Raw genomic sequence first — 26060 nt, forward strand, 5'->3', positions numbered from 1 at the left:
GGGGGCGGTGCCCCTGCTACACGTCCAGGAAGCGGACGTCCTTGGCGTTGCGGGTGATGAACGAGCGGCGGGCCTCGACGTCCTCGCCCATCAGGACGCTGAACAGCTCGTCGGCCTGGGCGGCGTCGTCGAGGGTGACCCGCAGCAGCACCCGGTTGGCCGGGTCCATGGTGGTCTCCCACAGCTCGTCGGCGTTCATCTCGCCGAGGCCCTTGTACCGCTGGATGCCGTCTTCCTTGTTGATCTTCTTGCCCGCCGCGAACCCGGCCTCGAGCATGCCGTCGCGTTCGCGGTCGGAGTAGGCGTACTCCGGGTCGGCGCGCTGCCACTTGATCTTGTAGAGCGGCGGCTGGGCCAGGTACACGTGGCCCTGCTCGATGAGCCCGCGCATGAACCGGAACAGCAGCGTCAGCAGCAGGGTGCGGATGTGCTGGCCGTCGACGTCGGCGTCGGCCATCAGCACGATCTTGTGGTACCGCAGCTTGGCGACGTCGAAGTCCTCTTGGATGCCGGTGCCGAGCGCGGTGATGAGGCTCTGCACCTCGGTGTTCTTCAGCACCCGGTCGATGCGGGCCTTCTCGACGTTGATGATCTTGCCCCGGATCGGCAGGATCGCCTGGAACAGCGAGTCCCGCCCCTCCTTGGCCGACCCGCCCGCCGAGTCGCCCTCCACGATGTAGAGCTCGCACTCCTCGGGCTTGGTCGAGCGGCAGTCCTTGAGCTTGCCGGGCAGGCCGCCGATGTCGAGCGCGCCCTTGCGCCGCACCAGTTCGCGCGCCTTGCGGGCCGCCATCCGGGCCTGCGCCGAGGACACCGCCTTGGTGACGATGGTCTTCGCGTCGGCCGGGTTGCGCTCGAACCAGTCGGCGAGCCACTCGTTGCAGGTCTGCTGCACGAAGGTCTTCGCCTCGGTGTTGCCCAGCTTCTGCTTGGTCTGGCCCTCGAACTGCGGCTCGGCCAGCTTGATCGACACGATCGCGGCCAGGCCCTCGCGCACGTCGTCGCCGGAGAGGTTGGCGTCCTTCTCGCGCAGCACCTTCTTCTCGCGCGCGTACACGTTGACCACCCGGGTCAGCGCGGCGCGGAAGCCCTCTTCGTGCGTGCCGCCCTCGGGGGTGTTGATCGTGTTGGCGAAGGTGTAGACCGACTCGCTGTAGCCGGTGTTCCACTGCATCGCGACCTCGACCTCGACGCCGGTGCCCTTGGCCTCGAAGGCGATGACGTTCTTGTGGATCGACTCGCGGCTGTGGTTGATGTGCTTGACGAAGTCCTCGAGCCCACCCGGGTAGTGGTAGGTGCGCTCCTTGATCCGCGCGACGTGGCCCTCGACGTCGGTCTCGGTCTCGTCGTCGGAGACCCGCTCGTCGCGCAGCACGATGGTCAGGCCCTTGTTGAGGAAGGCCATCTCCTGCAGGCGGCGCGCGACGGTCTCGGCGTTGTAGGTGGTGGTCTCGAAGATCGCCGGGTCGGCCCAGAAGCTGATCGACGTGCCGAGCTCGCGGGTCGGCTCGCCCTGCTCGACCGGGCCGAGGGGCTTGGAGTCGCCGTAGGTCTGGCTCCACACGTAGCCGTCGCGCTTGATGACCGCGTGCAGCTTGGTCGACAGCGCGTTCACCACCGAGATGCCGACGCCGTGCAGACCGCCGGAGACCGCGTAGCTGTCGCTGTCGAACTTGCCGCCCGCGTGCAGGACGGTCATGACGACCTCGAGCGCGGACCGCTTCTCCTCCGGGTGCTCCTCGACCGGGATGCCCCGGCCGTCGTCGTCGACTCGGACGCCGCCGTCGGCGAGCAGGGTGACCTCGACCTTGGTCGCGTGGCCCGCCATGGCCTCGTCGACCGAGTTGTCCACGACTTCCCAGATCAGGTGGTGCAGACCGCGTTCCCCGGTGGAGCCGATGTACATACCCGGCCGAAGCCGGACCGCCTCGAGGCCCTTGAGGACCCCGATCGAACCGGCGCCGTACGAGTTCTCCTGCTTGTCAGCTGCCACGTGCCCGGTGTCTCCTCGTGCGTCGGAACGGCTGCGGAGCGGGCGGCGGCCACGTTCTCGGCCGGCCGCGTGCACCCCTCCCGACATAGTACTGGTCGGGTCCCACAGAACGGGGTCAAGGACACCCCTGGCTCGCACACAGAGCCTCGCTTGGGAAGCGGCACGAGGTAGGACGCCAGCAAGACTGTCTCGACCCGCGAGGTTCAGCCGTAGGTGTCTCGTGGTCCACGACCGGAAACGTGCCGCGGGCCGTAGCGCCAACTGGGCGTCGACGGGCCCTGAACCTTCAACCGGGTGACCACGTCGCGGCCGACGCCCGCGGCGATGCCCGCGAGCAGTTGGCGCTGCAGCAGGCGCAGTTGGGTGGCCCACGCGGTGGAGTCGGCCTGCACGGTCAGCTCGCCGTCCTTGATGGCGATCGGCTTGGCGTGCTCGGCGACATCCGCCCCGACCAGTGTGGCCCACCGGCCGAAAACCTGCCCCCCGGCGAGGTTCTCCTGCCACCCGCGTTCCATCGCGATCCGGGATGCGAGCCTGCCCAGCGGCTGGGGGTCGCGCTCGTCGGCCCCGGAGGAGGACCACCGGCGGCGCTTGCGGGAGCCGGCGCCCGCTGTTCCACGTGGAACAACGCGTTTCGGGTTGTTCTTGGCGGCCTGCCGGGCGGCGGCCAGCGCGGCTCTGGCAAGATCTGACCCCCGCGGCGGTGACGACGCCCCGCCGCCCACCTCACCCTGCGTCACCCCTGTGGATGGATCTTCGGGTTGTCCACCCCCCGATGTGGATGAAGCGCGGCTTTTCCCGGCCGCGAGTCCCCCGGATGGCCGCACGGTGACGGTGTTATCCACACTATCCACAGGGTTATCCCCAGATGTGGGGGCGGCAACGGCGCGCTTGGTCACTCGCTGTCGTCGGACCGGCGGGGGCGGTGTCGGCTCCAGCGCACCACCGAACAGGTCGTCAGACACGTCGCACCTCCCCGTCCGCCACCGCGTAGCGGGCCCCGGAGAGCTCGCCGGGCACATCCTCCTCCACGGCGGCGGTCACCAGGACCTGTTCGGCACCGACCGCCACCTCGGCGAGTCGCTGCCGCCTGCGCCGGTCCAACTCGGCGAACACGTCGTCGAGCACCAGCACCGGCTCGCTGCCCTCGTCCTTGAGCAGCTCGTAGGACGCCAGCCGCAGCGCGAGCGCGAACGACCACGACTCGCCGTGGCTGGCGTACCCCTTCGCGGGTGCCTCGCCGAGCACCAGGTCGAGCTCGTCGCGTTGCGGTCCGACCAGGGTGACCCCGCGTTCCAACTCGGCGTCCCGGCGCAACGCCATCCGGGCCAGCAGCGCGTCGGTCACCACCTCTATATCCGCGCGCTCCCCGTCGGGCTTGCCGTACCCGGGGGGCAGCGTTTCCTCTACCTGCGAGCGGTACGCGATGTGCGCCGGGCGCGACTCAGGCGCGACCCCCGCGTACGCGGCCGACACCCGGGGCACCAAGTCCGCGACCAGGTCGAGCCGCGCCGCGAGCAACTGCGCGCCGTGCACCGCGAGGTGGTTGTCCCACACGTCGAGCGTCGACACCGCTTCCGGGTCGGCCCGCCGCGCGCGCCGGTTCGCCGCCGCGCTCTTGAGCAGCGCGTTGCGTTGGCGCAGCACCTTCTCGTAGTCCGCGCGCACCCCGGCGTACCTCGGCGCGCGCAACACCAGCAGGTCGTCGAGGAACCGGCGTCGCTCACCCGGGTCACCCCGGACGAGCGCCAGGTCTTCCGGCGCGAACAACACAGTGCGCAAGATCCCGAGCACGTCGCGCGTGCGCGGGACCGGGCCGCGGTTGATCCGCGCCCGGTTCGCCTTGCCCGGCGTGATCTCCAGCTCGACCGTCAACTCGCGGCCGTCGTTGACCACCGCGGTGCGGATGATCGCCCGCGCGCAGCCGAGCCGGACCAGGGGCTGGTCGGACGCGACCCGGTGCGAACCGAGGGTGGCGACGTACCCGATCGCCTCGACCAGGTTGGTCTTGCCCTGCCCGTTCGCGCCGACCAGCACCGAGACACCGGCGTCGAGATCCAGGTCCGCGTGCTGCCACGACCGGAAGTCGCTGACCTGTAAGTGCCTTACCCGCACTAGCTCACGTCGCCGGACCCGGAGGTGGGTCCCGCCTTGTGCACCGCGTGCCCGCCGAACTGGTTGCGCAGCGCCGCGACCGCCTTCATCGCCGGGGAGTCGGACTGCCGCGAGGCGAACCGGGCGAACAGCGCCGCGGAGATCACCGGCGCGGGCACCGAGTGGTTGATCGCCTCCTCGACGGTCCACCTGCCCTCGCCGGAGTCCTCGACGTACCCGCTGATCTCGGCCAGGCCGGGGTCCTCTTCCAGCGCCTTGACCAGCAGGTCCAGCAGCCAGGACCGGACGACCGTGCCCCTGGTCCACGCCTTGAGCACCGCGGGCACGTCGGTGACCTCGTCGGCGGCGTCGAGCAGCTCGAAGCCCTCCGCGTAGGCCTGCATCAGCCCGTACTCGATGCCGTTGTGCACCATCTTCGCGTAGTGCCCGGCGCCGACCTTGCCCGCGTGCGCGAAGCCCTCCTCGCGCGGACCCTCGGGCCGCAGCGCGTCGAAGATCGGCAGCGCGCGCTCGACGTGGGCCTCGTCGCCGCCGACCATCAGGCCGTAGCCGTTCTCCTTGCCCCACACCCCGCCGGACACGCCGACGTCGAGGTAGCCGATCCCCTTGGCGGCCAACAGGTCCGCGTTCACCTTGTCATCGGTGTAGCGGGAGTTGCCGCCGTCGATGACCAGGTCGCCCTCGGCCAGCAGGTCACCGAGCTCGGCGACGGTCTGCCTGGTCGGTTCACCCGCGGGCACCATCACCCACACGACCCGGGGGGCGGCGAGCTTGCCGACCAGGTCCGCCAGCGACGAGCTGTCGCTGACCTGCGCGTTGCGGTCGTAGCCGACCACTTCGTGGCCTGCCGCGCGCACCCGCTCGCGCATGTTGAAGCCCATCTTGCCCAGGCCGACGAGTCCCAGCTGCACGGTTCTTCCTCTCGCTCTGGCTTCTCGCGATCAGCCCGGGAGACGGACCGGCATCAACAGGTAGAGGTACCCCGGGATGACGCCATCATCGCCGACCGGCTTGATCAGCGCCGGGCGATTGGGCGTGGTGAACGACAATTCCGCGCGGTCGTTGTGCAGCGCGGCGAGCCCGTCCTGGAGGTAGCCCGGGTTGAACGCGATGGTGACCGGGTCGCCGGTGAAGTCGACCTGCAACTCCTCCTCCGCGCTCCCCTCGTCGTCGCCACCGGCCGACAACCGCAGCAGGCCGTCGTCGAACTCGAGCCGGACCTGGGTGCCGCGCTCCGCGACGAGCGACACGCGCTTGATCGCCTCGACCAACGGGGGAACGCTGATCACCGCGTTCGACGTCTGCTCGCTCGGCAGCAGTTGGCGGTACCGCGGGAACTCCGCGTCGAGCAGCCGGCTGGTGGTACGCCTACCCGAACCGGACAGGCCCAAGAGCCCGTCGCCGGAAGACAGCGCCAACTCCACCGTGCGCCCGGAACTGCCCAGCGCCTTGGCCGCCTCGGCGAGGGTCCGCGCGGGCACGAGCACCGCCGCGTCCTCCACGTCGCCGGACGGCTTCCACTCGAACTCGCGCATCGCGAGCCGGAACCGGTCGGTGGCCACGAGGGTGAGCTTGTCGCCCGCGATCTCCACCCGGACACCGGTCAGCATCGGCAGCGTGTCGTCCTTGCCCGCCGCGACCGCGACCTGGCTGACCGCCTGCCCGAACACCTCGCCCTGCAGCTCGCCCGCGTGCTGCGGCATCGCCGGGAGCGCCGGGTAGTCGTCGACCGGCATGGTCGGCAGGCTGAACTTCGCGCTGCCGCAGGTGATCGCCACCCGGGCGCCGTCGACCGAGATCTCCACCGGCTGGGCGGGCAACGACTTGGTGATGTCGGCCAGGAGCCTGCCGGAGACCAGGGTGCGGCCGCCGTCGGCGACCGTGGCCGGGACCTTGACCGTGGCCGACACCTCGTAGTCGAACCCGGACACGGTGAGGCCGTCTGTGCCTTCGGCGGAACCAGCGTCCAGCAGCACCCCGCCCAGGACGGGGACAGGGGGCCGGGACGGGAGGCTGCGCGCGACCCAGGCGACGGCGTCGGCGAGGCCGTCGCGTTCGACGCGGATCTTCATGGGAGTCCTTTCCAGGCCCGACCACCGCACCGCACCCTGTCGTGCCAGGCCGCGCCGTCGAGCTGTCCACGCTGTAGGGCCCAACCGTAGAGCGTGATCCGGCGACCCGTCATCCGGGGCGGCCCGCTCCCGGCCCCTCCCGACCACCGCGCCGACCGAGCTGTCCCCAACTTCGGCCATCCCCTGTTTCTTCTTTTTTGTTCATCTGGAAGAGAGAAGAAACAGCAGTAGTAGTAAGGGCTGTGGATTGTGTGGATGACCGTGGTCCGCGCAGGTCACACGGTGTGGCGCCCTGTGGAGAACCCAGGGGATGGATCGGTGGACAGTTTGGGGTGTCGGTGGATGGTTTGCCTACTCACCCGTTTGGTCCACAGGTTGGCCGAGTTGTCCACAGAACCGTCCCCAGATGTGGGTCGAGTTCCCCCCAGGCAACGCCGCGGCCACCCACAGGCTTGTACACAGGTCTATCCACGGTTTTCGGTGACGCAGACCACCTGAGTTCGCCCGTTCGAGACCTTTTTGCCGATGTGGACGGAGCCCGCACAGTCCCAGAAAGATCGAGAACCGCCGGATCCGCCGGGGGTGCGGGCCGGATCCGACCCCTCTGACACCCCGACGTGCGGCCTGACCTGCCGTTCTAGCGGCGGCGGGGCGGGCTTTCCACCATGGCAATAAAGACCGCGACCCCGGCTGGACGGCTGAACTTTTATGCGCCTGGGGACTGGGCGGGGTCATGGCCCCGGCGAGCCGAACCGGCGGCGTTCGGGTGGCCGGATACCCACGGCCGAGACGAACCTACTGCGCGGGGTGCTCACTGCACGAGGCGAGGTGGACGCGGGCGGTCAACACGCGCGCGACGGGGCTGGGTCGGGCCGGGTGTCCCGACCCTCCGGGAGCCGCGACCGGGCGCGCTTTATTGCGCCGGTGGGCAGCCGTGCACCGCCGCAATAAAGAGGTGCGGCGGCCGGGAACGGGCAGGGGTGTACCCCGGGACTGCCGGGGGTGGGGTCAGGCGCGGGCGCGCTGCTTGATGCGGGAGGTCAGCTCCTGCACCTGGTCGTAGATGCGCCTGCGCTCGGCCATCTCCTTGCGGATCTTCTTGTCCGCGTGCATGACCGTGGTGTGGTCGCGGCCGCCGAAGGTCTGCCCGATCTTGGGCAGCGACAGGTCGGTCAGCTCGCGGCACAGGTACATCGAGATCTGGCGGGCCTGCGCAAGCGCTTTCGTCTTGCCGGGGCCGCACAGGTCGTCGATCGAGACGCCGAAGTACTCCGCGGTGACCGCCATGATGGTCGGCGCGCTGATCTCGGGCGCCTGCGAGTCGGGGATCAGGTCGCGCAGCACGATCTCGGCCAGGCCGACGTCGACCGGTTGGCGGTTGAGGGAGGCGAACGCGGTGACCCGGATCAGCGCCCCCTCGAGCTCCCGGATGTTCGCCTCGACCCTGGTCGCGATGAACTCCAGTACCTCGGCGGGCGCGGCCAACCGGTCTTGGGCGGCCTTCTTGCGCAGGATCGCGATCCGGGTCTCCAGCTCGGGCGGCTGGATGTCGGTGATCAAGCCCCACTCGAAGCGGGTGCGCAGCCGGTCCTCCAGGGTCTCCAGCCGCTTGGGCGGCCGGTCGGAGGAGACCACGATCTGCTTGTTCGCGTTGTGCAGCGTGTTGAAGGTGTGGAAGAACTCCTCCTGGGTGCCTTCCTTGCCCTCCAGGAACTGGATGTCGTCGACCAGCAGCACGTCGATGTCGCGGTAGCGGCGCTGGAACGCCACCTTCCGGTCGTCGCGCAGCGAGTTGATGAAGTCGTTGGTGAACTCCTCGGTCGAGACGTACCGCACCCGCATGCCGGGGAACAGCCGTTGCGCGTAGTGGCCGACGGCGTGCAGCAGGTGGGTCTTGCCCAGACCGGACTCGCCCCAGATGAACAGCGGGTTGTACGCCCGCGCGGGGGCCTCGGCGACCGCGACCGACGCGGCGTGGGCGAAGCGGTTCGACGCGCCGATCACGAAGGTGTCGAACGTGTACTTCTCGTTGAGCCTGGTCTTGGAGGTCTGCGGCTGCGCGGGCGCGGTGAACGGCTGGCCGCTGGCGGGCTGACCGGTGAAGGTCGGCCAGATCTCGTGGACGGTGGCGAGCGCGTCGCCCTCCTCGTCCACCTCCTCGCCGTCGTCGTCGGACTCCGCGTGCTGCGGGTCGAACCCGTTCGCGGGGTCGAAGCCGTTCGGCGCGTCGAACCCGCGGGGCGCGTCGAAGCTGTGCTGCGGGTCGAACGTGTCGCTCTGCGCGTCGAGCGCGGCGACGTCCGCGGCCGGGATGGTCAGGGTGTCGCCATCGGCCTCGGCGGTGACCACCGGGGACGGCGACACCACAGGCGCGGCCACGACCTGGGTGCTGACCGGCGGCGCGCTCGGGGCGGTCGGCGCGGCGTCGACCTTCACCGCCAGCGACACCACCCGGCCCAACCGGCGCGACAGCGCGTTGGTGATCGGCTCGCGCAGCGCGCGCTCGATCGCCTCCTTGGCGAAGTCGCTCGGCGCGGAGAGCAGCGCGGTCCCGTCGAGCAGCCCGATCGGCCTGGTCATCCGCATCCACGCCCGCTGCGACGGGGACAGAGTCCCGGCGGACAGCTCGCGGACGACCTGCTCCCAGACCACCCCGAGATTCATCTGGTGCTCCGACATCGGCGCCTGCTCCCCTCCCCTCGTCGGCATTGGCGGTAAGGCTGGTCCCGGTGCCTGGCCGTCGTCAAACGGGCATCCACAGGGTTGTCCACAACTGTGCACGAAAGGTACGGCGGACCCAGGGGACTCCCGCGCCGGGGGGTCAAAGGTACTCACTGGCCCGGTGGCGGCGGCGCGGCAGGGCTCCCAAACCCGGGCGCGGTCGACGAGGAGCCGCACGGTAACAACGACCGCCGGTGGCCACAAGACACGCCAGGCGCCCAGGTCGGGGGCCCTGTGCGGCCCCCGGTTTGTTGCCTGGGGGGACCGGTGCGTACCCTCATAAGGTCTCCCGCTTGCGGCGGGCGAGTTCCGTGTGCCCCGCGCGCGGCGACCTTCAGTCCTCGGCCGCGTACCGGCCGGGGGCGGGCAGACCTGCTAGAGCTGATGAGTACCGGGAGAACGAGCCGTGAGCAAGCGCACCTTCCAGCCGAACAACCGTCGCCGCGCCAAGACGCACGGTTTCCGCCTGCGCATGCGGACCCGCGCGGGCCGCGCGATCATCGCCGCCCGCCGCCGCCGCGGCCGCGACAAGCTGTCGGCCTGACCCCACACGGTCGCCGTGCTACCCGCGGCCTGCAGGCTGACCAACAGCGCGGACTTCCGGCTGGTGACCAGGCGCGGGCGGCGTGCCGGTCGACCGAGGCTCGTGGTGCACGCCATCACGGCCGGGGCAGCAACCGAACCCCACGAAGCCGACCCGTCGGCGCCGAGCAGCAGCCCGGCGCCGAGGGTCGGTTTCGTCGTGAGTAAGGCCGTGGGCAACTCCGTCGTCCGGCACCGGGTGGCGCGCAGGCTGCGGCACGTGGTCGGCGCGCGCATCGGAACTCTGCCCGCGGGCAGCACGTTGGTGGTGCGTGCCCTGTCCCCTGCGGCAGTGGCGACGAGCGCGGAGCTGGGCCAGGACTTCGACGCCGCGATGCGCAGGCTGCGGCTGGCCGGACCGAGCAGTGCCGACGATGGCGGTGGGGCGTGAGTGGAGCGACCGCGGTGGACGACCGCGCTGCCGCCGCGCGCCCGGGACCGGTGGCCAGGGTGCTGCTCGTGCCGGTGCGGGTGTACCGGCGCTGGATCTCCCCGGTGCTGCCCCCCGCGTGCCGCTTCCACCCGAGCTGCAGCGCCTACGCCGTCGAGGCGCTGACCGTGCACGGCGCGCTGCGCGGGTCCTGGCTCGCCGCGCGCCGCCTACTCCGCTGCGGCCCGTGGCACCCCGGTGGCCTCGACCCCGTGCCGCCGAGGAGAACCGAGACCGAGTCCGGGCCGAGCCCGGTTGAGCAGACAGTCGCCGAGGAGTAGTCCTGTGCTCGATTTCATCTACTACCCGGTGTCCTTCATCATGTGGTGTTGGCACTGGGTTTTCGGACACGTGTTCGGTGAATCGAGCGCGATCGCCTGGGCGCTGAGCATCGTCTTCCTGGTCTTCACGCTGCGGGCGATCATGTTCAAGCCCACGGTCAAGCAGGTTCGCTCCATGCGCAAGATGCAGGAGTTCGCGCCGGAGATCAAGAAGCTGCAGAAGAAGTACGCCAACGACCGGCAGAAGCAGGCCCAGGAGATGCAGAAGCTCCAGGCCGAGCACGGGGTCAGCCCCCTGGGCGGCTGCCTGCCGATGCTGCTGCAGATCCCGGTGTTCATCGGCCTGTTCCACGTGCTGCGCGAGTTCAAGCCGGGCAAGACCGAGAACTACTTCTTCAGCGAGCGCGGTGTCTCCTCCTACATCGAGGCCGACCTGTTCGGCGCCCGGCTGAGCAACTGGATCACCCAGCCCGCCGAGGAGCTGGCGAAGTTCCACGTCGACCGGATCACCGTCGCGCTGGTCGCCATCCCGCTGATGCTGCTCGCCAGCGCGCTGACCCACCTCACCGCGCGGCACTCGGTCTCCCGGCAGAACCCGGACGCGGCCACCACGCAGACCGCGATGATGAACAAGCTGACCCTCTACGTCTTCCCGCTCGGCGTGCTCATCGGTGGCTTCTTCTTCCCCATCGGCCTGATCATGTACTGGCTGTCGAACAACGGCTGGACCCTGTGGCAGCAGCGGTTCGTCTACAAGAAGATCGACGCCGAGGAAGCCGCGAAGAAGGTCGTCGCGCAGGAGAAGCGCGCCGCCGCCGCGCCCAAGCCCGGCCAGAAGCCGACCCAGCCGAAGAAGCGGCCCGTCACCGCCAAGCCCGAGGACGCGAGCACCGAGCCCGAGCCGAGCGGCACCCCGGAGACCACACCCGAGGCGAAGCCCGCCCAGCCCGCTGGTGGCGACAAGGGCGGTACCCAGATTCCCGGTCTGATCTCGGACCGATCCCGCAGCAAGAAGTCAGGCCGCAAGAACCGCTGAGGCGGGCCTCGGCCTGGAGAGGAGTGAACCGTGCCGGAGACGGTGCAGGCGACGGAGAAGATCGCCGACGCTGGTGAGGCGGCGGAGGGTGCTGCCGCCAGCTCGACCTCGACCCAGGAGCTGCTGGTCCAGGAAGGCGACATCGCGGGCGACTACCTGGAGCAGCTGCTCGACATCCTCGACTACGACGGCGACATCGACCTCGACGTCGAAGCGGGCCGCGCGGTCATCAGCATCGACGGCAGCGAGGACCTGGAGAAGCTCGTCGGCCCCCGCGGCAACGTCCTGGAGTCGCTGCAGGAGCTGACCCGGCTGGCGGTCCAGCAGGAGACCGGCACCCGCAGCAGGCTGATGCTCGACATCGCGGGTTGGCGCGCCGACCGCCGGGAGGAGCTGGCCGACCTCGGCCGCGCCACCGCCCAGAAGGTCCTCTCCAGCGGCGAACGCGTCCGCCTGCAGCCGATGACCCCCTTCGAGCGCAAGGTCGTCCACGACGCCGTGGCCACCATCAAGGGCGTCCACAGCGAGAGCGAAGGCGAAGACCCCCGCCGCCGCGTCGTGGTCTTCCCCCAGTAACACCCGCACTCCCCCCAGCCGCGGCCCACCGGACACCGGTGGGCCGCGGCTTTTTTCTGCCCACCCGTTTCACGTGAAACACGCCCGCCCGTCGACACGGTTCACCCGATTGTGGTCGCTGCTTCGACCGCCTCCCGGTGCCCGCCCCGATTCGAGCCGAGCGACCTCCCGTTGGCTGCGCACGACTACTCTTGGGCTCCCGCATCTCCAACGAGCCAGCTGCCTGTCTCGCGAAGCCGGCTGGCGACCTCGACCGTCACCAACCCAGTTGCCGCGAGCCAATGCGGTATCGGTGGCGTTAGCGCGCGGGCTCGGGAGCGGAGGGCTGCTCGGGTAGCCGGATGGCGGGTGGGTGGGCTCGGGTGTGGGGATTGGGGCGGGGTCGTGGAGAATCGGCCGGGCATGGTTTCACGTGGAACATCGGATGGGGTATGACCGGAGCTGAGCGTCCGCTAGGTGCTGGGGATGTGTTCGGGGACCGCGTCGAGGTGGCGGAGCGATTCGTTCGGCTGCTGGGTGCGCACGGGGTCGAGCGTGGGTTGATCGGGCCGCGGGAGGTGGAGCGGCTGTGGGATCGGCACGTGTTGAACTCGGCGGTGATCCAGGAGGTTGTGCCGGAAGCGGCCACCGTGGTGGACATCGGGTCGGGGGCCGGGTTGCCGGGGATCCCGTTGGCGATCGCGCGGCCGGATCTCCGGGTGACGCTGGTGGAACCGATGGCGCGGCGGGTGGCGTGGCTGGATGAGGTCGTGGAGACTCTTGCTCTGTCGTCGGTGACCGTCCTGCGCGGGCGGGCCGAGGAGCCGGGGATCAGGTCACGGGTGTCCGGGGCGGATGTGGTCACCGCCCGGGCGGTCGCGCCATTGGCCAAGCTCTCCGGGTGGTGTCTTCCGCTGCTCCGGCAGGGTGGCCTGTTGGTCGCGCTGAAGGGCGCGAGCGCCGCCGAAGAGGTGGACCGCGACCGGGCCGAGGTCGCCGCGGTGGGGGGCGGCGCGCCGAGGGTCGAGAGCTGTGGCGCCGCGGTGCTCGAGGTGCCGACGACGGTGGTGCTCATCGAACGCGTGCAGTCCACGGCCGGGTCGGGCCGTCGGGCGAGGAAGGATCAGGGTGCACACCGAGGCTGAGATCGGAGCAAGGATGTTCCACGTGAAACAGTCGGCGAACACCAGGACCGCCGGGGAGGTGCGCTGACGATGACCCAGCCCTCCCCCGCCTCGGTCGCCGGGTGGACCCCGATAGCGGAGGAAGCCGCCCGGGCCACCCGGGTCAAGCACCCCGACAAGATGTTCCCCCGCCCCACCCACCGCCGGGTCATCACCGTCGCCAACCAGAAGGGCGGCGTCGGCAAGACGACCTCCGCGGTGAACCTGGCCGCTGGGCTGGCGCTGCACGGGCTCCGGGTGCTCGTCATCGATCTGGACCCGCAGGGCAACGCCAGCACCGCGCTCGGCGTCGAGCACCGCTCCGGCACCCCCTCGGTCTACGAGGTGCTGCTCGGTGAGGTGAGCCTGGCCGAGGCCGCGCAGATGAGCGACCAGTCCGACCGGCTCTACTGCGTCCCCGCCACCATCGACCTCGCCGGTGCCGAGATCGAGCTGGTGTCGATGGCGTCCCGGGAGTCCCGGCTCAAGGAGGCGCTCTCCGACGAGGCGCTGGACATGCTCGACCCGGACTACGTCTTCATCGACTGCCCGCCCTCGCTCGGCCTGCTCACGGTCAACGCGATGGTCGCTGCGCAGGAGGTGCTGATCCCGATCCAGTGCGAGTACTACGCGCTGGAGGGGTTGAGCCAGCTGCTGCGCAACATCGAGCTCGTGCAGGCGCACCTCAACCGGTCGCTGACCGTCTCGACGATCCTGCTCACCATGTACGACGGCCGGACCAAGCTCGCCGACCAGGTGACCACCGAGGTCCGGCACCACTTCGGCCGCACCGTGCTGAACACCGTCATCCCCCGCAGCGTGAAGGTCTCCGAGGCTCCCGGGTACGGGCAATCGGTTCTCGCTTACGATCCCGGTTCCCGCGGCGCCATGAGCTACCTGGACGCCGCCCGTGAAGTTGCTGAACGAGGAGCGGAGGCGCCGCAATGAGTGGACCGGCCGGACGCAAGGGCGGGTTGGGGCGCGGTCTGGCCGCCCTCATCCCGCAAGGACCGCCGACCAGCGCGCCTGCCGGGGGGCTCAAGCTGCCCAGCCCGGTGGCGCGCAACGGCGAGTCCGTCGACACCGCGCCCGCACCCGAGGTGGTGGCGGGCGCGGTCTACCGGGAGATCCTGACCGCCGCGATCACGGCGAACCCGAGGCAGCCGCGGCAGGTCTTCGACGAGGACGCGCTGACCGAGCTGGAGCACTCGATCCGCGAGTTCGGCCTCATGCAGCCGATCGTGGTCCGGGAGCTCGGGCCGGACAGCTACGAGCTCGTCATGGGCGAGCGCAGGCTGCGCGCCTCGCAGCGGGCCGGGCTGGACCGGATCCCGGCGATCGTCCGGCAGACCGCCGACGACGCGATGCTGCGCGACGCGCTGCTGGAGAACATCCACCGGGTGCAGCTCAACCCGCTGGAGGAGGCGGCCGCGTACCAGCAGCTGCTCGACGAGTTCGCGGTGACGCACGAGGAGCTGGCGAGCCGGATCGGGCGCAGCAGGCCGGTCATCACCAACACCATCCGGCTGCTGCGGCTCCCGCTGCCGGTGCAGCGCCGGGTCGCCGCCGGGGTGCTCTCCGCCGGGCACGCCCGCGCGCTGCTCGGTCTGGACGACCCGGGCAGCCAGGAGGACCTGGCGACCCGGATCGTCGCCGAGGGGTTGTCGGTGCGGGCGACAGAGGAAGCGGTGACCCTCGCCAAGGGCGCTCCCCCGGCCAAGCCCAAGCCCGCGCCGCGCAAGCCGATGCACGCGCCGGGACTGCAGGACGTCGCCAACCGGCTCTCGGACCGGTTCGACACCCGGGTCAAGGTCGAGTTGGGCAAGCGCAAGGGCCGGATCGTGGTCGAATTCGGCTCGGTGGACGACCTCGAGCGGATCGTCGACATGATGGCGGAAAATGGGATAAATCAGACATGAGATCGGCGCAGGGAACCACACCAGGGCGATACGTCACGGTGACGGCGCCGAAAAATCGGACAAATCAGCGGGCGATGGCGCGGTCGACCAACCCGGCGTAGATCGAGCCGAGTGAGCGACCCGCCGCCTCCGCCGCCATCGGCAGCAGCGAGGTCTCGGTCAAACCCGGCGACAGGTTCACCTCGATGAAGTAGACCTCGCCGGTCGCGCTCACCACCGCGTCGGTCCGCGACACGTCGCGCAGCCCGAGCAACCGATGCGCGGACACGGCGAGCTCCGCGACCTTCGCGGCCGTGGCGTCGTCGAGCCGCGCGGGGGTGTGGAAGGTGGTCAGCCCGGCGGTGTAGCGGGCGGTGTAGTCGTAGACGCCGGACGCGGGCGCGATCTCGACAGCGGGCAGTGCCTCCGGTCCCCCCGGCCCGTCGACCACCGTGACGGCGACCTCCACGCCGTCGATGAACTGCTCGGCCAGCACCGCGTCGCTGTAGGCGAGGGACCCGACCATCGCGGTCGGCAGCTCAGCCGCGGAGCGCACGACCTGCGCGCCCAACGCCGACCCGCCCTGGTCCGGCTTCAACATCATCGGCAGGCCCAGCCGCTCGACCATCGCGTCCAGCACCGGTTGCGCGCCCAGCTCGCGGAACGCGCTCTGCGGCAGCACCACCCAGTCCGGGGTCAGCACCCCGGCCCGGCGCAGCTCCGCCTTCGCGGTCGGCTTGTCCCACGCCCGCCTGCAGGTGCCCGCGTCGGTGCCCACGTACGGGATGCCCAACAGCTCCAAGATCGTCTGGATCGAGCCGTTCTCGCCCTCACCGCCGTGCAGCGCGATCACCACGGCGTCCGGTCGGTGCTCGCGCAGCTTGGGCAGCAGGCTGGCGTCCGCGTCCCACTCCTCCACCGCCACGCCGGACTGCCGCAGCGCCGCCGACACCCGCCGCCCGGAGCGCAGGGACACGTCCCGCTCGTGCGACAAGCCCCCGGCGAGGACGGCAACCCAGCGGTCGGACACGGTGATCTCCCTCGGGACGGCACAGCGGATTCGCGGCGGACCCGAAGGTACACCGCAGGTGGGACCGGTTCAGGCGGTGTCGGGCGCCGGGGTCTGCGGACCGGACAGCGACCGGCTCGCGGTCGGGCCGAAGGTGCGCAGCAGGTCCAGTTCGTCGGCCAGCACGCCCGCGAGCCTGCGCACGCCCTCGGTGATCCGCTCCGGCGGCGGGTAGCAGAACGACAGGCGCATCTGCCTGCTGCCGAACCCGTCGGCGTAGAAGCCGGTCCCGGGGACGTAGGCCACCCGGGCGGTGACCGCGCGTGGCTGCATGGCCTTGGTGTCCACCCCTTCGGGGACGGTCAGCCACACGAAGAACCCACCATCGGGTCTTGTCCAGGAACAGCCTGCGGGCATGTGCTGCTCCAGCCCGGCCAGCAGCGCGTCCCGGCGGTCCCGGTACATGGTCTGGAAGGACTTGATCTGGCCCTTCCAGTCGTGGGTGGCCAGGTAGCGCGAGACGACCATCTGGTTCAGCGTGGGCGCGCACAACGCGGCCGACTCCGCCGCCAGCACCAGCTTCTCGCGCACCGCGTGCGGCGCCAGCGCCCAGCCGACCCGCAGGCCGGAGGCGAAGGTCTTGGAGAACGACCCCAGGTAGATCACGTTGTCCGAGTCCATCGACCGCAGCGCCGGGTAGACCTGCCCGTCGAAGCCGAGCAGCCCGTACGGGTTGTCCTCGATGACCAGCACGTCGTGCCGGGCGCAGATGTCGAGCACCTCGGCCCGCCGCGCCACCGCGAGGGTCACGCCAGCGGGGTTGTTGAAGTTCGGGATCGTGTACAGGAACTTGACCCGGCGACCGGCCTGCGCGGCCGCTGCCAGGGCAGCCCGCAGCGCCTCGGGGACCAAGCCGTGCTCGTCCATCACCACGTGCCGGACGTCTGCCTGGTAGGAGGCGAAGGTGCCCAGCGCGCCCACGTAGGACGGGCCCTCGGCGAGCACGATGTCACCCGGGTCGATGAAGATCCGCGTCACCAGGTCGAGCGCCATCTGCGAACCGACGGTGACCACCAGGTCGTCCGGGTGACCGGTGACGCCCTCCAGCGCCATGACCTCGCAGATCTGCTCGCGCAGCAACGGGATGCCGTGCGCCGAGCCGTACTGCAGCGCGACCAGGCCGTCGTCGGCCACGATCGAGGCGATCTGGTCGGAGAGGAAGTCCAACGGAAGCGCGGCCAGGTTCGGCATGCCACCCGCCAGCGACACCACTTCCGGGCGACTCGCGACCGCGAAGAGTGCTCGTACCTCGGACGCCGTCATGCCCTCTGCCCTGGCGGCGTACCGGCCGAGGTGCGGGTCGAGACTGCGGGCGCCCAGCCGATCGGGCAGCGGTCCGGAGGTGCTCATGGGTGGCTCCCAGGGGGGTGGTCCAGCGAAAACAGTGTAACCAGATGAGTGACTTACCCCTGAGATTGCGCCCTGCGGTTCCGACGCAGGTCACATCGCCCTATTCTGGGACCGGTAACTCGGCGTCCTCCCTGCGGGCGCGCGACAGTTTCCGCACAGCACGGGAGGTTGGGGTGTCGCGACGCGTCGTCGGCGTCACGCTGGACAACCTGGAGCACCTCCCCAAGCACTCGCGGGGCTGTGTCTACTGGGAGCTCGCGCCGCACCTCAAGGAGCAGGCGGAGGAGTTCGGCACCACGGAACTCGAGAAGGAAGCCTGGGTCTCCAGCGTTCTGCTGGACTGGGGTTCCTGCGGCCGGGTCGTCTACAGCGACAAGCTCCCGGTCGGGTTCGTGCTCTACGCCCCGCCCAACGCCGTCCCGCGCGCCTCGGCCTTCCCGACCTCGCCGATCAGCCCGGACGCGGTCGTGCTCACCGGCTTCCACGTGCTCCCCGAGTTCCGCGGCGGCGGGCTCGGCCGGATGCTGGTCCAGGCCGTGGCCAAGGACCTCACCCGCCGCGGTGTCCGCGCCGTCGAGGCCTTCGGTGACGCCCGCCCGGACGAGGACCGCTCCTGCGTCGTTCCCGCCGACTTCCTCACCAGCGTCGGCTTCAAGACGGTCCGCCCGCACCCCCGCTGGCCCCGCCTGCGCCTGGAACTGCGCACCGGCATCACGTGGAAGGAAGACGTCGAGGCCGCCTTGGAGCGCCTCCTCGGCACCGTCTCCGTGAGCACCGCGTCCCCCGTCCTGCAGCGCGGCTAGCCCTCTTCTCGGCTCTCATCTCTGGGTGCCGCACGCCCACGTCCGGGTGACATTCGCGTTGGTCAGCCGACTTCGCCCAGGTCGAGTTATCCACAACCCCCCGAGTTGTCCACAGCCCAACTGCACCCCTAGGTCGCACCCCCCACCCCCGGTAGACTGGCACTGGGGACGCCCCCCGGAGAGGGTGGGGGCTGGGGTGCCGGAGGCGGCCCCCGCGAGCGCGGCATTGCCGGGGCGGGGTCGGGCCCCACGAGGCGAAGCTGAGGCCTGGGGTGGGTCTGTCTGCGACGCGAAGGTCTGACCCTGAGGGCTTTGGGCGTGCTGGAGCGGCAGGTGGCGTGGGGGGCTGACCTGCGGGAAAGCGTTTGCGGGTGGGGAGTTACTCGGCCTTGGCCAGTTCGTGGGCCAGGACGTCGGCGAAGGTGAAGCTGCCGGTGGGTTGGTCGTTCTCGCCGAGGAGGTAGAGGCGCTTGACGGCGACGACGATGCCCTCGGCGACGACGTCGCGGAAGGCCGGGTCGGACAGGCGGGTGCGGTCCTCGGTGTTGCTGAGGTAGCCGATCTCGATGCGGACGGCGGGGCAGCGGGTGAGGCGGAGCAGTTCCCAGGTCTTGGGGTGGGTGCCGCAGTCGCGCAGGCCGGTGCGCTTGGTGAGCTCGCGCTGGATGAGGCCCGCCATGGCCTCGCCCAGGGTGGAGGTGGCGCCGTTGCCGGTGCCGAAGTGGAAGCAGGCCAGGCCCTGGGCCAGCGGGGAGCTGTTGGCGTCCGAGTGCAGGGACAGCACCAGGTCGGCACCCGCCTCGTTGGCGAACTGGGCGCGGGCGGCCTCGTCGGGGCACTGGTCGGGGCCACGGGAGAGCAGGGCCTCCATGCCGGTGGCGACCATGCGGCCCTCCAGGCGGCGGGCCAGGTCCCACATCAGCTCCGACTCGTTGACGCCGTCCACCGAGACACCGGTGTCCTGGGCGCCGTGGCCGGGGTCGATGACGATGCGCTTGCCGGTGAGGCGGGGGCCGGAGCGGCGGACGCGTTCCTGCTCGCGCAGCAGCACCGGGCGGCCCCCGCGGGCCCGCGGGGACAGCTGGCGCAGGGCGCGGACGGTCTCGGGGCCGCAGATGCCGTCGACGGTCAGGCCGTAGTCGCGCTGGAAGTTGCGCAGCGCCGCCTCGGTCTGCGCGCCGAACACCCCGTTGGGGCGACCGGCGTCGTAGCCGAGCTCGAGCAGCCGCTCCTGCAGGGTCGCCACATCGTCGCCGGTGATCGGCGCGGACACCAGGTACGCGAGTGGGCGACCGCCGAGCTGGTAGGTGGCGTCACGCAGAGCGCGGTAGGTGGCCGGGCCGATGAGGCCGTCGGTGATCAGCCCGCGCTGCTGCTGGAACGTGCGGACCGCGTGCTCCATGGCCGGGTCGAACTCGTCGACGACCCCGTTGACCGGGGGCAACAGGCCCAACGCCGTCAGCGTGGACCGAATCTCGGCTACGGCCGGTCCCCCATCGCCGCGGCGCAGTACCCGCATGCACCCCTCGCTCTCGTCTTGGGCACCGGGTGACCGGTGCGCGACCCGACAGGTCACCCATTGTGCCTTGCCGGTGTTCGGTTCCCCCGCTGGGATGGCGGGTGGGTCGTCCGATCACGCGAAAACCGGGGCCCTGTGTCGTCAGACGAGACGCACGGACCCCGGTTCCGGGTTGCCTGCTCAGCCCAGGTAATCCTGCAGGTCCTTGACCAACGCCGACTTGGGCTTGGCGCCGACGATCGTCTTGACCGGCTGGCCGCCCTTGAAGACGATCAGCGTGGGGATGGACAGGACCTGGTAGTCGCGCGCGGTGCCCGGGTTGGCGTCGATGTCGAGCTTGGCGACGGTGACCTTGTCCGGGTACTCGGCGGCGATCTCCTCCAGCACCGGTGCGACCATCCGGCACGGCCCGCACCAGGTCGCCCAGAAGTCGACGATGACCGGCTTGTCGCTCTGCAGCACGTCCTCGATGAAGGACTTGTCGGACACGGTGACGGTGTTAGCGCCCATGGTGGGTGGCTCCCTCAGAGAAGAGTGGGTGGGGGTCGGTCAGTTCGCGGGGCCGTAGCCGCCGCCGACGAGCTCGGCGGCGACCTCCGCCTCGGCGGTGCCGTGCTCGGCCAGCCAGCGCTCGGCGTCGATCGCGGCGGAGCAGCCGGAGCCCGCGGCGGTGATGGCCTGCCGGTAGGTGTGGTCGACCAGGTCACCGGCGGCGAACACGCCGTCGATGTTGGTGTAGGTCGTGCGCCCCTTGGTCTGCACGTAGCCCGCGTCGTCCACGTCGACCTGGCCCGCGACCAGTTGGCTGCGCGGGTCGTGGCCGATGGCGACGAAGAAGCCGGAGACGTCGAGGGTCGACTCGGCGCCGGTGACGGTGTCGCGCAGCCGAAGGCCCTGGACCTTGCCGTCGCCGAGCACCTCGGTGACCGCGGAGTTGAGCTGCCAGCGGATCTTCTCGTTGGCCTTGGCCCGCTCCAGCATGATCCGCGAGGCGCGGAACTCCTCGCTCCGGTGGATGATCGTCACCGTCTTGCCGAAGCGGGTGAGGAACAGCGCCTCCTCCATGGCCGAGTCACCGCCGCCGACGACGGCGATGTCCTGGTCGCGGAAGAAGAAGCCGTCGCAGGTCGCGCAGGCGGACACACCCCGGCCGAGCAGCTCCTGCTCACCGGGCACGTTCAGGTAGCGCGGCGCGGCGCCCATGGCCAGCACCACGGCCTTGGCGGCGTAGCGGGTGCCGTGCGCGACGACGTACTTGATGGGGCCGTCGAGCTCGATGGTGTCGACGTCCTCGGCGCGCAGCTCGGCGCCGAAGCGACCGGCCTGGGCGCGCATCTGCTCCATCAGGTCCGGGCCCATGATGCCGTCGCGGAACCCGGGGAAGTTCTCCACCTCGGTGGTGGTCATCAGCGCGCCGCCGAACTGGGAGCCCTCGAAGACCAGCGGCTCGAGCTGGGCGCGGGCGGCGTACACGGCCGCGGTGTAGCCCGCGGGGCCGGAGCCGACGACGATCAGGTTTCGGATCTGGTCCGCTTCCGCAGGCATCTGCCCTCCATTGACCTTCGCCGGACGGATCCGCCCGGGCACACTGCTGTCAACGCGATCGTATGCGGCGGTTGTTCCACGGTTGCGCGGTGATGGCGCGCACCTGCCGCGGCGCATCCCGGCCCGGGCAGCACGAAGGCCCGCCCCGGGTGTCCGGAGCGGGCCTCGGGCCAGGTCAGCGACCGATCTTCTCGTTGAACAGCTGGGTGCAGTCCGGCGCCACGATGAGCACCTGGACCAGGCCGGGGCCCTCGCCGGGGACCAGGATCACCGACATGACGGCGGACTTGCCGTCGAAGGTGACCGGGCGGACCCCGATCGGCGAGGTCTTGGCGTCGAACCCGTTGGTGGTCAGGCAGCGCTTGAGCCCGGCCTCGTCCTTGAGCGGGCCGTACTCCTTGCGGTTGGTGACCTCGCTGGTCGCCGCGCCGACGTTGCCCCTGCTCACCGCGAGCGGCGCGTCGCCGGAGGTCGCCGACGGCGCGGGTTCGGCGACGCCGCCGGTCTGCTCGGTCTTCGGTAGCACTCCGTAGCCAACAGCGACGGCCGCCGCGGCCGCGGTCAGCAGCCCGACGCCCCACGCGGTGCGCTTGCCCCGCTTGCGGCGCGCCTCGGCCATGTCGACCACCGGCGCGATCCCCGGTCGGGGCGGGTCCTGCACGGCGAGGCCGCCGCGCCTGGCCTCGGCGGCGAGTGCGGCGTCGAGCCGGGCCGCGAAGTGCGCGGGCATCGGCGGGGCGGGTGCCGCGGAGAGCTCACCGAGCGTCGCCTGGACCGAGCTGAGCGCGTCGATCACGGCCTTCGCGTCGGGGTCGACGTTCACCCGCGCCCACAGCCGGGCGCTCTGCGCGGGGTCGAGGACACCGGCGTGCAGATCCGCCAACAGGTCGACTGACCATGGCGGCCCCTCGGGGCCCCCTGTGCCCCGATGCTCGTCGGTCATCGTCCCTCCCAGTGGCGCCTGTGCGGCACGTCTCGCCCGTCTGCGACAGCGCCACCTGGGACGTTCGCATCTGCATCGGGGTTCCGCAGATGTCCGAGAACTTTGGCCAACTTGGCCCGGCCCCGCGCGCACCGGGACTTCACGGTGCCCTCCGCGATGCCGAGCATCTTCGCCGTCTCGGCCACCGAGTACCCCTCGACGTCCACCAAGACGATGGGCACCCGTTGCTCCTCGGACAACTCGGCGAGCGCCGTCTGCACCACGAGCCGGGTCTCCCGCTCGGCCATCGCGTCGCGCGGGGTGACCGGTTCACCCGGTCCGGCCTCCGGCAGCGCCACCGTCGGGCGGGCCTGGCGGCGGCGGACCCGGTCCAGGCACGCGTTGACCACGATCCGGTGCAACCAGGTGGTGACCTGTGACTCGGCGCGGAACGACCCGGCGGCGCGGAAGGCGGAGATGAACGCCTCCTGCAGCGCGTCCGCCGCCTCCTCGGGGTCGCGCAGCGTGCGCAGCGCAACAGCCCACATCCGGTCCCGGTGTCTGCGCACCAGTTCGGAAAAGGCGTGTTGGTCTCCCGCGGCGTGCGCCGCGATGAGGTCGGCGTCCGAGCTGGCGGCGGCAGTCACCCGGACAGCGTATAGGGCGGTCGCCATCCTGCTGAACCCTGCACTGACCGGCCAATACCCGCCCGCGGACCGCCCCGCCGCGGCGCTATTGGGCAGCGCGGAGGAAGCCGACCTCGGTGATCTCGGATACGTTGCCGTCGGCCAGGGTGGTGATCCAGATCAACAGGTGCTGGGTCGGTTCGGCGCTGTCGAGCTGCAACCGGGTCTGGCCGGGCTGCAGGGTGGCCCTGCCGATGACCTTGGTCTCGTCCAGGCCTGGCTTCTCCGACGGCGCGGTGCGGATCTCCACGACGGTGCCCGAGCTGGGCGAGTCGATGACCACCTCGGCGAACGGGACCGGCTCGGCGAAGGAGGCCATCAGGCCGACGCCGGGCTTGAGGGCCGGGAACGGCTGCTGGTACTTGTCGGTCTTCCACGAGGTCGCCGGGTCGCCGTCGACGGCGCGATTGGCCCGGCGCGGGCTGTCCGGGGTGCCCTTGACGTTGTAGACCTGCACGCCCGCGGCCTGGATGGGCTGGCCGGGGGTGGGCGGCTTGGGGTTGTTCTCGGCGTTGCCCGGGGCGGTCGCGACCACGGTCGGACCACCGGCGCCGGGGCTGTCGTCGCCGAAGAAGCTGATCAGCTGCATGCCGAGCCAGGCGAGCACCCCGACGGTGGCCACGGCGAGCGCGGTGACGCCGATGGCCAGCTTGCGCCGCTTGGACCGGTCGTTGTGCGGGCGCTTGGTCGTCCACAGCGCGCCGTCGTCGTCCTCGTCCTCGGTGTCGTCCTGGATCGCGCTGATGCTCTGCGTCGCGTCCTCGTTGAGCTTCGCGCGCTCCAGCACCCGCAGCAGACCCGAGCTGGTGCGGATGCCGCCGGTCGCGTCGTCGGTCAGGCTGCGCACCGCGGCGGAGGACAGCTCGTACGGGATGTACGGGAACAGCGCGCGCGGCGGGACGACCTGGCCGTCCGGCGCGAGCGGGGCGTGCGGCAGACCGGGGGCGCTGCGCAACGGCCACTTGCCGGTGAGCAGCAGGTACAGGATCGCGCCGAGGCCGCGCACGTCGTCCTGCAGCGTCGCCTCGGGCAGCGGACCGGGGAACGAGAGCCGCAGCAGGCCGTCCGGGGTGACCCGGATCCGCTGCGGGTGGTCGATGCCCAGCACCATCCCGGAGTGGTGCGCCAGCTCCACGGCGGCGGCGAGCGGCTCGAGCAGCCGGGCCGCGGTCGAGGGCGGCAGCGGGTGCTCGGCGATGACGTCGACCAGGTCGGTGCCCTGCGACCAGTCCGCGACCACGATGCCGAGCAGGCCCTCGTTCGGCGCGATGCCGTTGCCGGGGCCGAGCACGTCGAGCACCCGCGAGGTCCCCGGGTGGGTGATGCGGGCGGCGTGCATGGTGCGCTCGAGCATCTTGCGGGCCGCACCGGCCGCGGTGGCGTTGGCCGGGTCACCCACAAGGAGGGTGAGTCCCACGTCCCTGCGGAGCTGGTTGTCCTGCGCCCGCCAGAGGTGGGCGTTGACCCGCTCGTCGAGGCCGAACTCCGCCAGCAGCCGGTACCGGCCGTCGCCGACCGCGCTGCCGGGGACCAGGAAGCCGGGCCCGGCCTGGTTGCCAGCCGCGCCCTCGCCAACGGGGTACTCGGTCCGCCTCGTCGTCACCACTCTCTCCACCTGCCGCTTCGGCACCGAGCCTACGGGAATCCGGCCGGTCACCGGTGACGGAGCGGGTCAGCCCCTGCGCACCAGTCGGGTGATTCGGCTCGTCGCGGGCTTGAGCTCGGGCACCTTCAGCGCGACCAGCACACCGAACGCGACCACGCAGGCCACCGGTCCCTGGACGGCCAGGTTGACCCACGCCGTGGTCACAGAGTCGACGGTGGGCAGCGCCACCGTGCTCAACCCCCACGCCGCGGCCGCCCCCACCCCACTGGCCAGCACGCAGACCGCGATCACCTTGACGACCTTCTTGCTGTGCAGGTTCCCCAGCCGCACCCACAGCCACATCTGGCCGAGCACCGCGCCGACCACGAAGGTCAGCGAGTTGACCAGCAGCACCGCGATGACGACCTGGTCGGGCCGCACCAGCGCGCCGCACATGTAGAGCAGCGGCACCTTCACCGCGGTCATCACGACCATGATCAGCGTCGGCGTGCGGGCGTCCTTCATCGCGTAGAAGACCCGCAGCTGCAGCATCACCAGCGCGTAGGGCAGCAGGCCGAACGCGGAGAAGGCCAGCGCGTGCCCGAGCCGCTGCGACTGCTCGATGCCCCCCTCGCCCACACCGAACAGCGCGACGCAGAGCGCGGCGCCGGTGATGGTGAGCACCGCGCTGATCGGGACCAGCATCACCGCCGAGAGCCTGCTGCCGGTGGACAGGTCGTCGACCAGCCGCTGGGTGTCGCCGACGGCGGCGGCCTTGCTCATCCTGGGCAGGATCGCGGTCAGCAGCGAGACGCCGATGACCCCGTACGGGAGCTGGAACAGCAGCCAGGCGTTGGAGTAGATCGACACGCCGCCGACCGCGGCCGCGGTGAGCACCCGCTGGGTGATGACCATGCCGATCTGGCTGATCCCGACGTAGCCCAGGATCCACAGCGCCAGGCCGCCGAACTCGCGCAGCCGGGCGTCGATCCCCCAGGTCCAGCGGAACCGGAAGCCGCTGCGGCGCAGCGCGGGCACCAGCACGGCGGCCTGCACGACGATGCCCAGCGTGGTGCCGAGACCGAGCACCAGCAGCTTCGGATCACCCATGCGCACCGGGTCGAGTGAGATCTCGCCCGGCATCAGCCAGAAGGCGACCAGGGTCGCCAGGATCACCACGTTGTTGACCACCGGCGCCCACGCGGTCGGGCCGAACACGTGCTTGGCCTGCAGGATCGCCGAGAGCAGGGCGAACAGGCCGTAGAAGAGGATCTCCGGCAGCAGCAGGTAGGCGAACGCGGTGACCAGGTCCGGGTTGGCCTTGCCGGTGGTGCCGTCGACGTAGATCGTGGTGAACAGCGGGGCCGCGGCGACCGCGATCACGGTGCCGATGGCCAAGCCGGTCATGCCGACGGTCAGCAGCCTGCTGGTGTACTCGTTGCCGCCGTCGGGGTCGTCCTGGGAGCGGACCAGCAGCGGCACCACGATGCTGGCCAGCACACCGCCGAGCAGCAGCTCGAAGATGATGTTGGGCAGGGTGTTGGCGATGGTGAACGAGTCGGTGGTGACGTTGATCCCGATCAGCCAGGTCATCACCAATTTCCAGCCGAACCCGGTGATCCGGCTGACCAGCGTTGCGATCGCCATGGAGCCGCTCGCCTTGGCCAGCGAGGGCGTCGAACCGCCCGCAGGCTCGTCCTTCGCCACTGTCGCCGTCCCGTCCATCGCCCGTCCC

Annotated in this window: 24 protein-coding genes; 9 read left to right on the forward strand and 15 right to left on the reverse strand. The window is 70.8% G+C overall.

Annotated elements, in window-relative coordinates:
* Nucleotides 1–16: 16 nt before the first annotated feature.
* From gyrB to dnaA, 6 genes are all read right to left on the reverse strand, one after another.
* Nucleotides 17–1993 carry a DNA topoisomerase (ATP-hydrolyzing) subunit B gene (gene gyrB, locus LV79_RS04740; RefSeq protein WP_253832414.1) on the reverse strand — a complete coding sequence of 659 codons (1977 nt, stop codon included), beginning with the start codon at nt 1991–1993 and terminating at the stop codon, nt 17–19.
* A gap of 203 nt (nt 1994–2196) precedes the next feature.
* Nucleotides 2197–2733: a DciA family protein gene (locus LV79_RS04745; protein ID WP_253832416.1), complete on the reverse strand. Its 537-nt coding sequence runs from the start codon at nt 2731–2733 to the stop codon at nt 2197–2199.
* Between the two features lie 217 nt (nt 2734–2950).
* Complete coding sequence (recF, locus tag LV79_RS04750) at nt 2951–4108, reverse strand: DNA replication/repair protein RecF (RefSeq protein ID WP_253832418.1); 1158 nt, start codon at nt 4106–4108, stop codon at nt 2951–2953.
* The gene (gene gnd / locus LV79_RS04755; RefSeq protein WP_285469710.1) at nt 4108–5019 is read right to left on the reverse strand and encodes a phosphogluconate dehydrogenase (NAD(+)-dependent, decarboxylating); all 912 of its coding nucleotides are present in this window, start codon (nt 5017–5019) and stop codon (nt 4108–4110) included. The genes recF and gnd overlap by 1 nt, the downstream gene beginning before the upstream one ends.
* 30 nt (nt 5020–5049) lie before the next feature.
* Nucleotides 5050–6180 carry a DNA polymerase III subunit beta gene (gene dnaN, locus LV79_RS04760; protein WP_253832420.1) on the reverse strand — a complete coding sequence of 377 codons (1131 nt, stop codon included), beginning with the start codon at nt 6178–6180 and terminating at the stop codon, nt 5050–5052.
* Between the two features lie 1008 nt (nt 6181–7188).
* A complete protein-coding gene (dnaA, locus tag LV79_RS04765) occupies nt 7189–8859 on the reverse strand; it encodes a chromosomal replication initiator protein DnaA (protein ID WP_253832422.1) in 1671 nt (556 codons plus the stop codon).
* Between the two features lie 448 nt (nt 8860–9307).
* Here dnaA and rpmH point away from each other — a divergent pair, with 448 nt between their 5' ends.
* The 8 genes from rpmH (at nt 9308) to LV79_RS04805 (ending at nt 14867) form a co-directional block, all read left to right on the forward strand.
* A complete protein-coding gene (rpmH, locus tag LV79_RS04770; RefSeq protein ID WP_018684246.1) occupies nt 9308–9445 on the forward strand; it encodes a 50S ribosomal protein L34 in 138 nt (45 codons plus the stop codon).
* 15 nt (nt 9446–9460) lie between these two features.
* The gene (gene rnpA, locus LV79_RS04775) at nt 9461–9874 is read left to right on the forward strand and encodes a ribonuclease P protein component (protein ID WP_253832424.1); all 414 of its coding nucleotides are present in this window, start codon (nt 9461–9463) and stop codon (nt 9872–9874) included.
* The gene (yidD, locus tag LV79_RS04780) at nt 9871–10194 is read left to right on the forward strand and encodes a membrane protein insertion efficiency factor YidD (protein ID WP_092786683.1); all 324 of its coding nucleotides are present in this window, start codon (nt 9871–9873) and stop codon (nt 10192–10194) included. The genes rnpA and yidD overlap by 4 nt, the downstream gene beginning before the upstream one ends.
* 4 nt (nt 10195–10198) lie before the next feature.
* Complete coding sequence (gene yidC, locus LV79_RS04785) at nt 10199–11230, forward strand: membrane protein insertase YidC (protein ID WP_253832426.1); 1032 nt, start codon at nt 10199–10201, stop codon at nt 11228–11230.
* A 30-nt stretch (nt 11231–11260) separates the two neighbouring features.
* Nucleotides 11261–11806 carry a Jag family protein gene (locus LV79_RS04790; protein WP_372495261.1) on the forward strand — a complete coding sequence of 182 codons (546 nt, stop codon included), beginning with the start codon at nt 11261–11263 and terminating at the stop codon, nt 11804–11806.
* Nucleotides 11807–12237: 431 nt separating this feature from the next.
* Nucleotides 12238–12930 carry a 16S rRNA (guanine(527)-N(7))-methyltransferase RsmG gene (gene rsmG, locus LV79_RS04795; RefSeq protein WP_253832428.1) on the forward strand — a complete coding sequence of 231 codons (693 nt, stop codon included), beginning with the start codon at nt 12238–12240 and terminating at the stop codon, nt 12928–12930.
* A gap of 69 nt (nt 12931–12999) precedes the next feature.
* The gene (locus LV79_RS04800; protein ID WP_253832430.1) at nt 13000–13896 is read left to right on the forward strand and encodes a ParA family protein; all 897 of its coding nucleotides are present in this window, start codon (nt 13000–13002) and stop codon (nt 13894–13896) included.
* The gene (locus LV79_RS04805) at nt 13893–14867 is read left to right on the forward strand and encodes a ParB/RepB/Spo0J family partition protein (RefSeq protein ID WP_253832432.1); all 975 of its coding nucleotides are present in this window, start codon (nt 13893–13895) and stop codon (nt 14865–14867) included. The genes LV79_RS04800 and LV79_RS04805 overlap by 4 nt, the downstream gene beginning before the upstream one ends.
* A gap of 64 nt (nt 14868–14931) precedes the next feature.
* Here the strand turns inward: LV79_RS04805 and LV79_RS04810 are convergent, their stop codons facing one another.
* Together LV79_RS04810 and LV79_RS04815 are read right to left on the reverse strand one after the other, a co-directional pair.
* Nucleotides 14932–15876 carry a D-alanine--D-alanine ligase family protein gene (locus LV79_RS04810; protein ID WP_253832434.1) on the reverse strand — a complete coding sequence of 315 codons (945 nt, stop codon included), beginning with the start codon at nt 15874–15876 and terminating at the stop codon, nt 14932–14934.
* A gap of 69 nt (nt 15877–15945) precedes the next feature.
* A complete protein-coding gene (locus tag LV79_RS04815; protein ID WP_253832436.1) occupies nt 15946–17265 on the reverse strand; it encodes an aminotransferase-like domain-containing protein in 1320 nt (439 codons plus the stop codon).
* 173 nt (nt 17266–17438) lie between these two features.
* Here LV79_RS04815 and LV79_RS04820 point away from each other — a divergent pair, with 173 nt between their 5' ends.
* The gene (locus tag LV79_RS04820; RefSeq protein WP_253832438.1) at nt 17439–18068 is read left to right on the forward strand and encodes a GNAT family N-acetyltransferase; all 630 of its coding nucleotides are present in this window, start codon (nt 17439–17441) and stop codon (nt 18066–18068) included.
* Between the two features lie 379 nt (nt 18069–18447).
* Here LV79_RS04820 and LV79_RS04825 read toward each other — a convergent pair whose 3' ends face one another.
* The 7 genes from LV79_RS04825 to murJ form a co-directional block, all read right to left on the reverse strand.
* Nucleotides 18448–19587 (reverse strand): N-acetylmuramoyl-L-alanine amidase, encoded by a 1140-nt coding sequence (locus LV79_RS04825; protein WP_253832440.1) that lies wholly within the window; start codon nt 19585–19587, stop codon nt 18448–18450.
* 180 nt (nt 19588–19767) lie between these two features.
* Entirely contained in the window at nt 19768–20097 is a 330-nt protein-coding gene (gene trxA / locus LV79_RS04830) for a thioredoxin (RefSeq protein ID WP_253832442.1), read from the reverse strand.
* Between the two features lie 39 nt (nt 20098–20136).
* The gene (trxB, locus tag LV79_RS04835; RefSeq protein ID WP_253832444.1) at nt 20137–21132 is read right to left on the reverse strand and encodes a thioredoxin-disulfide reductase; all 996 of its coding nucleotides are present in this window, start codon (nt 21130–21132) and stop codon (nt 20137–20139) included.
* A gap of 175 nt (nt 21133–21307) precedes the next feature.
* The gene (locus LV79_RS04840; RefSeq protein WP_253832446.1) at nt 21308–22075 is read right to left on the reverse strand and encodes an RsmA family anti-sigma factor; all 768 of its coding nucleotides are present in this window, start codon (nt 22073–22075) and stop codon (nt 21308–21310) included.
* Nucleotides 22072–22701, reverse strand: a complete 630-nt coding sequence (sigM, locus tag LV79_RS04845; protein WP_253832448.1) for an RNA polymerase sigma factor SigM — start codon at nt 22699–22701, stop codon at nt 22072–22074. The genes LV79_RS04840 and sigM overlap by 4 nt, the downstream gene beginning before the upstream one ends.
* Nucleotides 22702–22786: 85 nt before the next feature.
* Nucleotides 22787–24343, reverse strand: a complete 1557-nt coding sequence (locus LV79_RS04850; protein WP_253832450.1) for a protein kinase family protein — start codon at nt 24341–24343, stop codon at nt 22787–22789.
* A 69-nt stretch (nt 24344–24412) separates the two neighbouring features.
* Nucleotides 24413–26050, reverse strand: a complete 1638-nt coding sequence (gene murJ, locus LV79_RS04855; protein ID WP_253832452.1) for a murein biosynthesis integral membrane protein MurJ — start codon at nt 26048–26050, stop codon at nt 24413–24415.
* Between the last annotated feature and the right edge of the window lie 10 nt (nt 26051–26060).

It is taken from the genome of Actinokineospora globicatena (assembly GCF_024171945.1).
GTDB classification, from domain to species: Bacteria; Actinomycetota; Actinomycetes; order Mycobacteriales; family Pseudonocardiaceae; genus Actinokineospora; species Actinokineospora globicatena.

Coding starts and splice junctions, on each gene's coding strand:
- dnaN (WP_253832420.1), bottom strand. CDS start 6,180: ATGAAGATCCGCGTCGAACGCGACGGCCTCGCCGACGCCGTCGCCTGG.
- dnaA (WP_253832422.1), bottom strand. CDS start 8,859: ATGTCGGAGCACCAGATGAATCTCGGGGTGGTCTGGGAGCAGGTCGTC.
- rsmG (WP_253832428.1), top strand. CDS start 12,238: ATGACCGGAGCTGAGCGTCCGCTAGGTGCTGGGGATGTGTTCGGGGAC.
- LV79_RS04800 (WP_253832430.1), top strand. CDS start 13,000: ATGACCCAGCCCTCCCCCGCCTCGGTCGCCGGGTGGACCCCGATAGCG.
- LV79_RS04805 (WP_253832432.1), top strand. CDS start 13,893: ATGAGTGGACCGGCCGGACGCAAGGGCGGGTTGGGGCGCGGTCTGGCC.
- LV79_RS04815 (WP_253832436.1), bottom strand. CDS start 17,265: ATGAGCACCTCCGGACCGCTGCCCGATCGGCTGGGCGCCCGCAGTCTC.
- LV79_RS04825 (WP_253832440.1), bottom strand. CDS start 19,587: ATGCGGGTACTGCGCCGCGGCGATGGGGGACCGGCCGTAGCCGAGATT.
- trxA (WP_253832442.1), bottom strand. CDS start 20,097: ATGGGCGCTAACACCGTCACCGTGTCCGACAAGTCCTTCATCGAGGAC.
- trxB (WP_253832444.1), bottom strand. CDS start 21,132: ATGCCTGCGGAAGCGGACCAGATCCGAAACCTGATCGTCGTCGGCTCC.
- LV79_RS04840 (WP_253832446.1), bottom strand. CDS start 22,075: ATGACCGACGAGCATCGGGGCACAGGGGGCCCCGAGGGGCCGCCATGG.
- murJ (WP_253832452.1), bottom strand. CDS start 26,050: ATGGACGGGACGGCGACAGTGGCGAAGGACGAGCCTGCGGGCGGTTCG.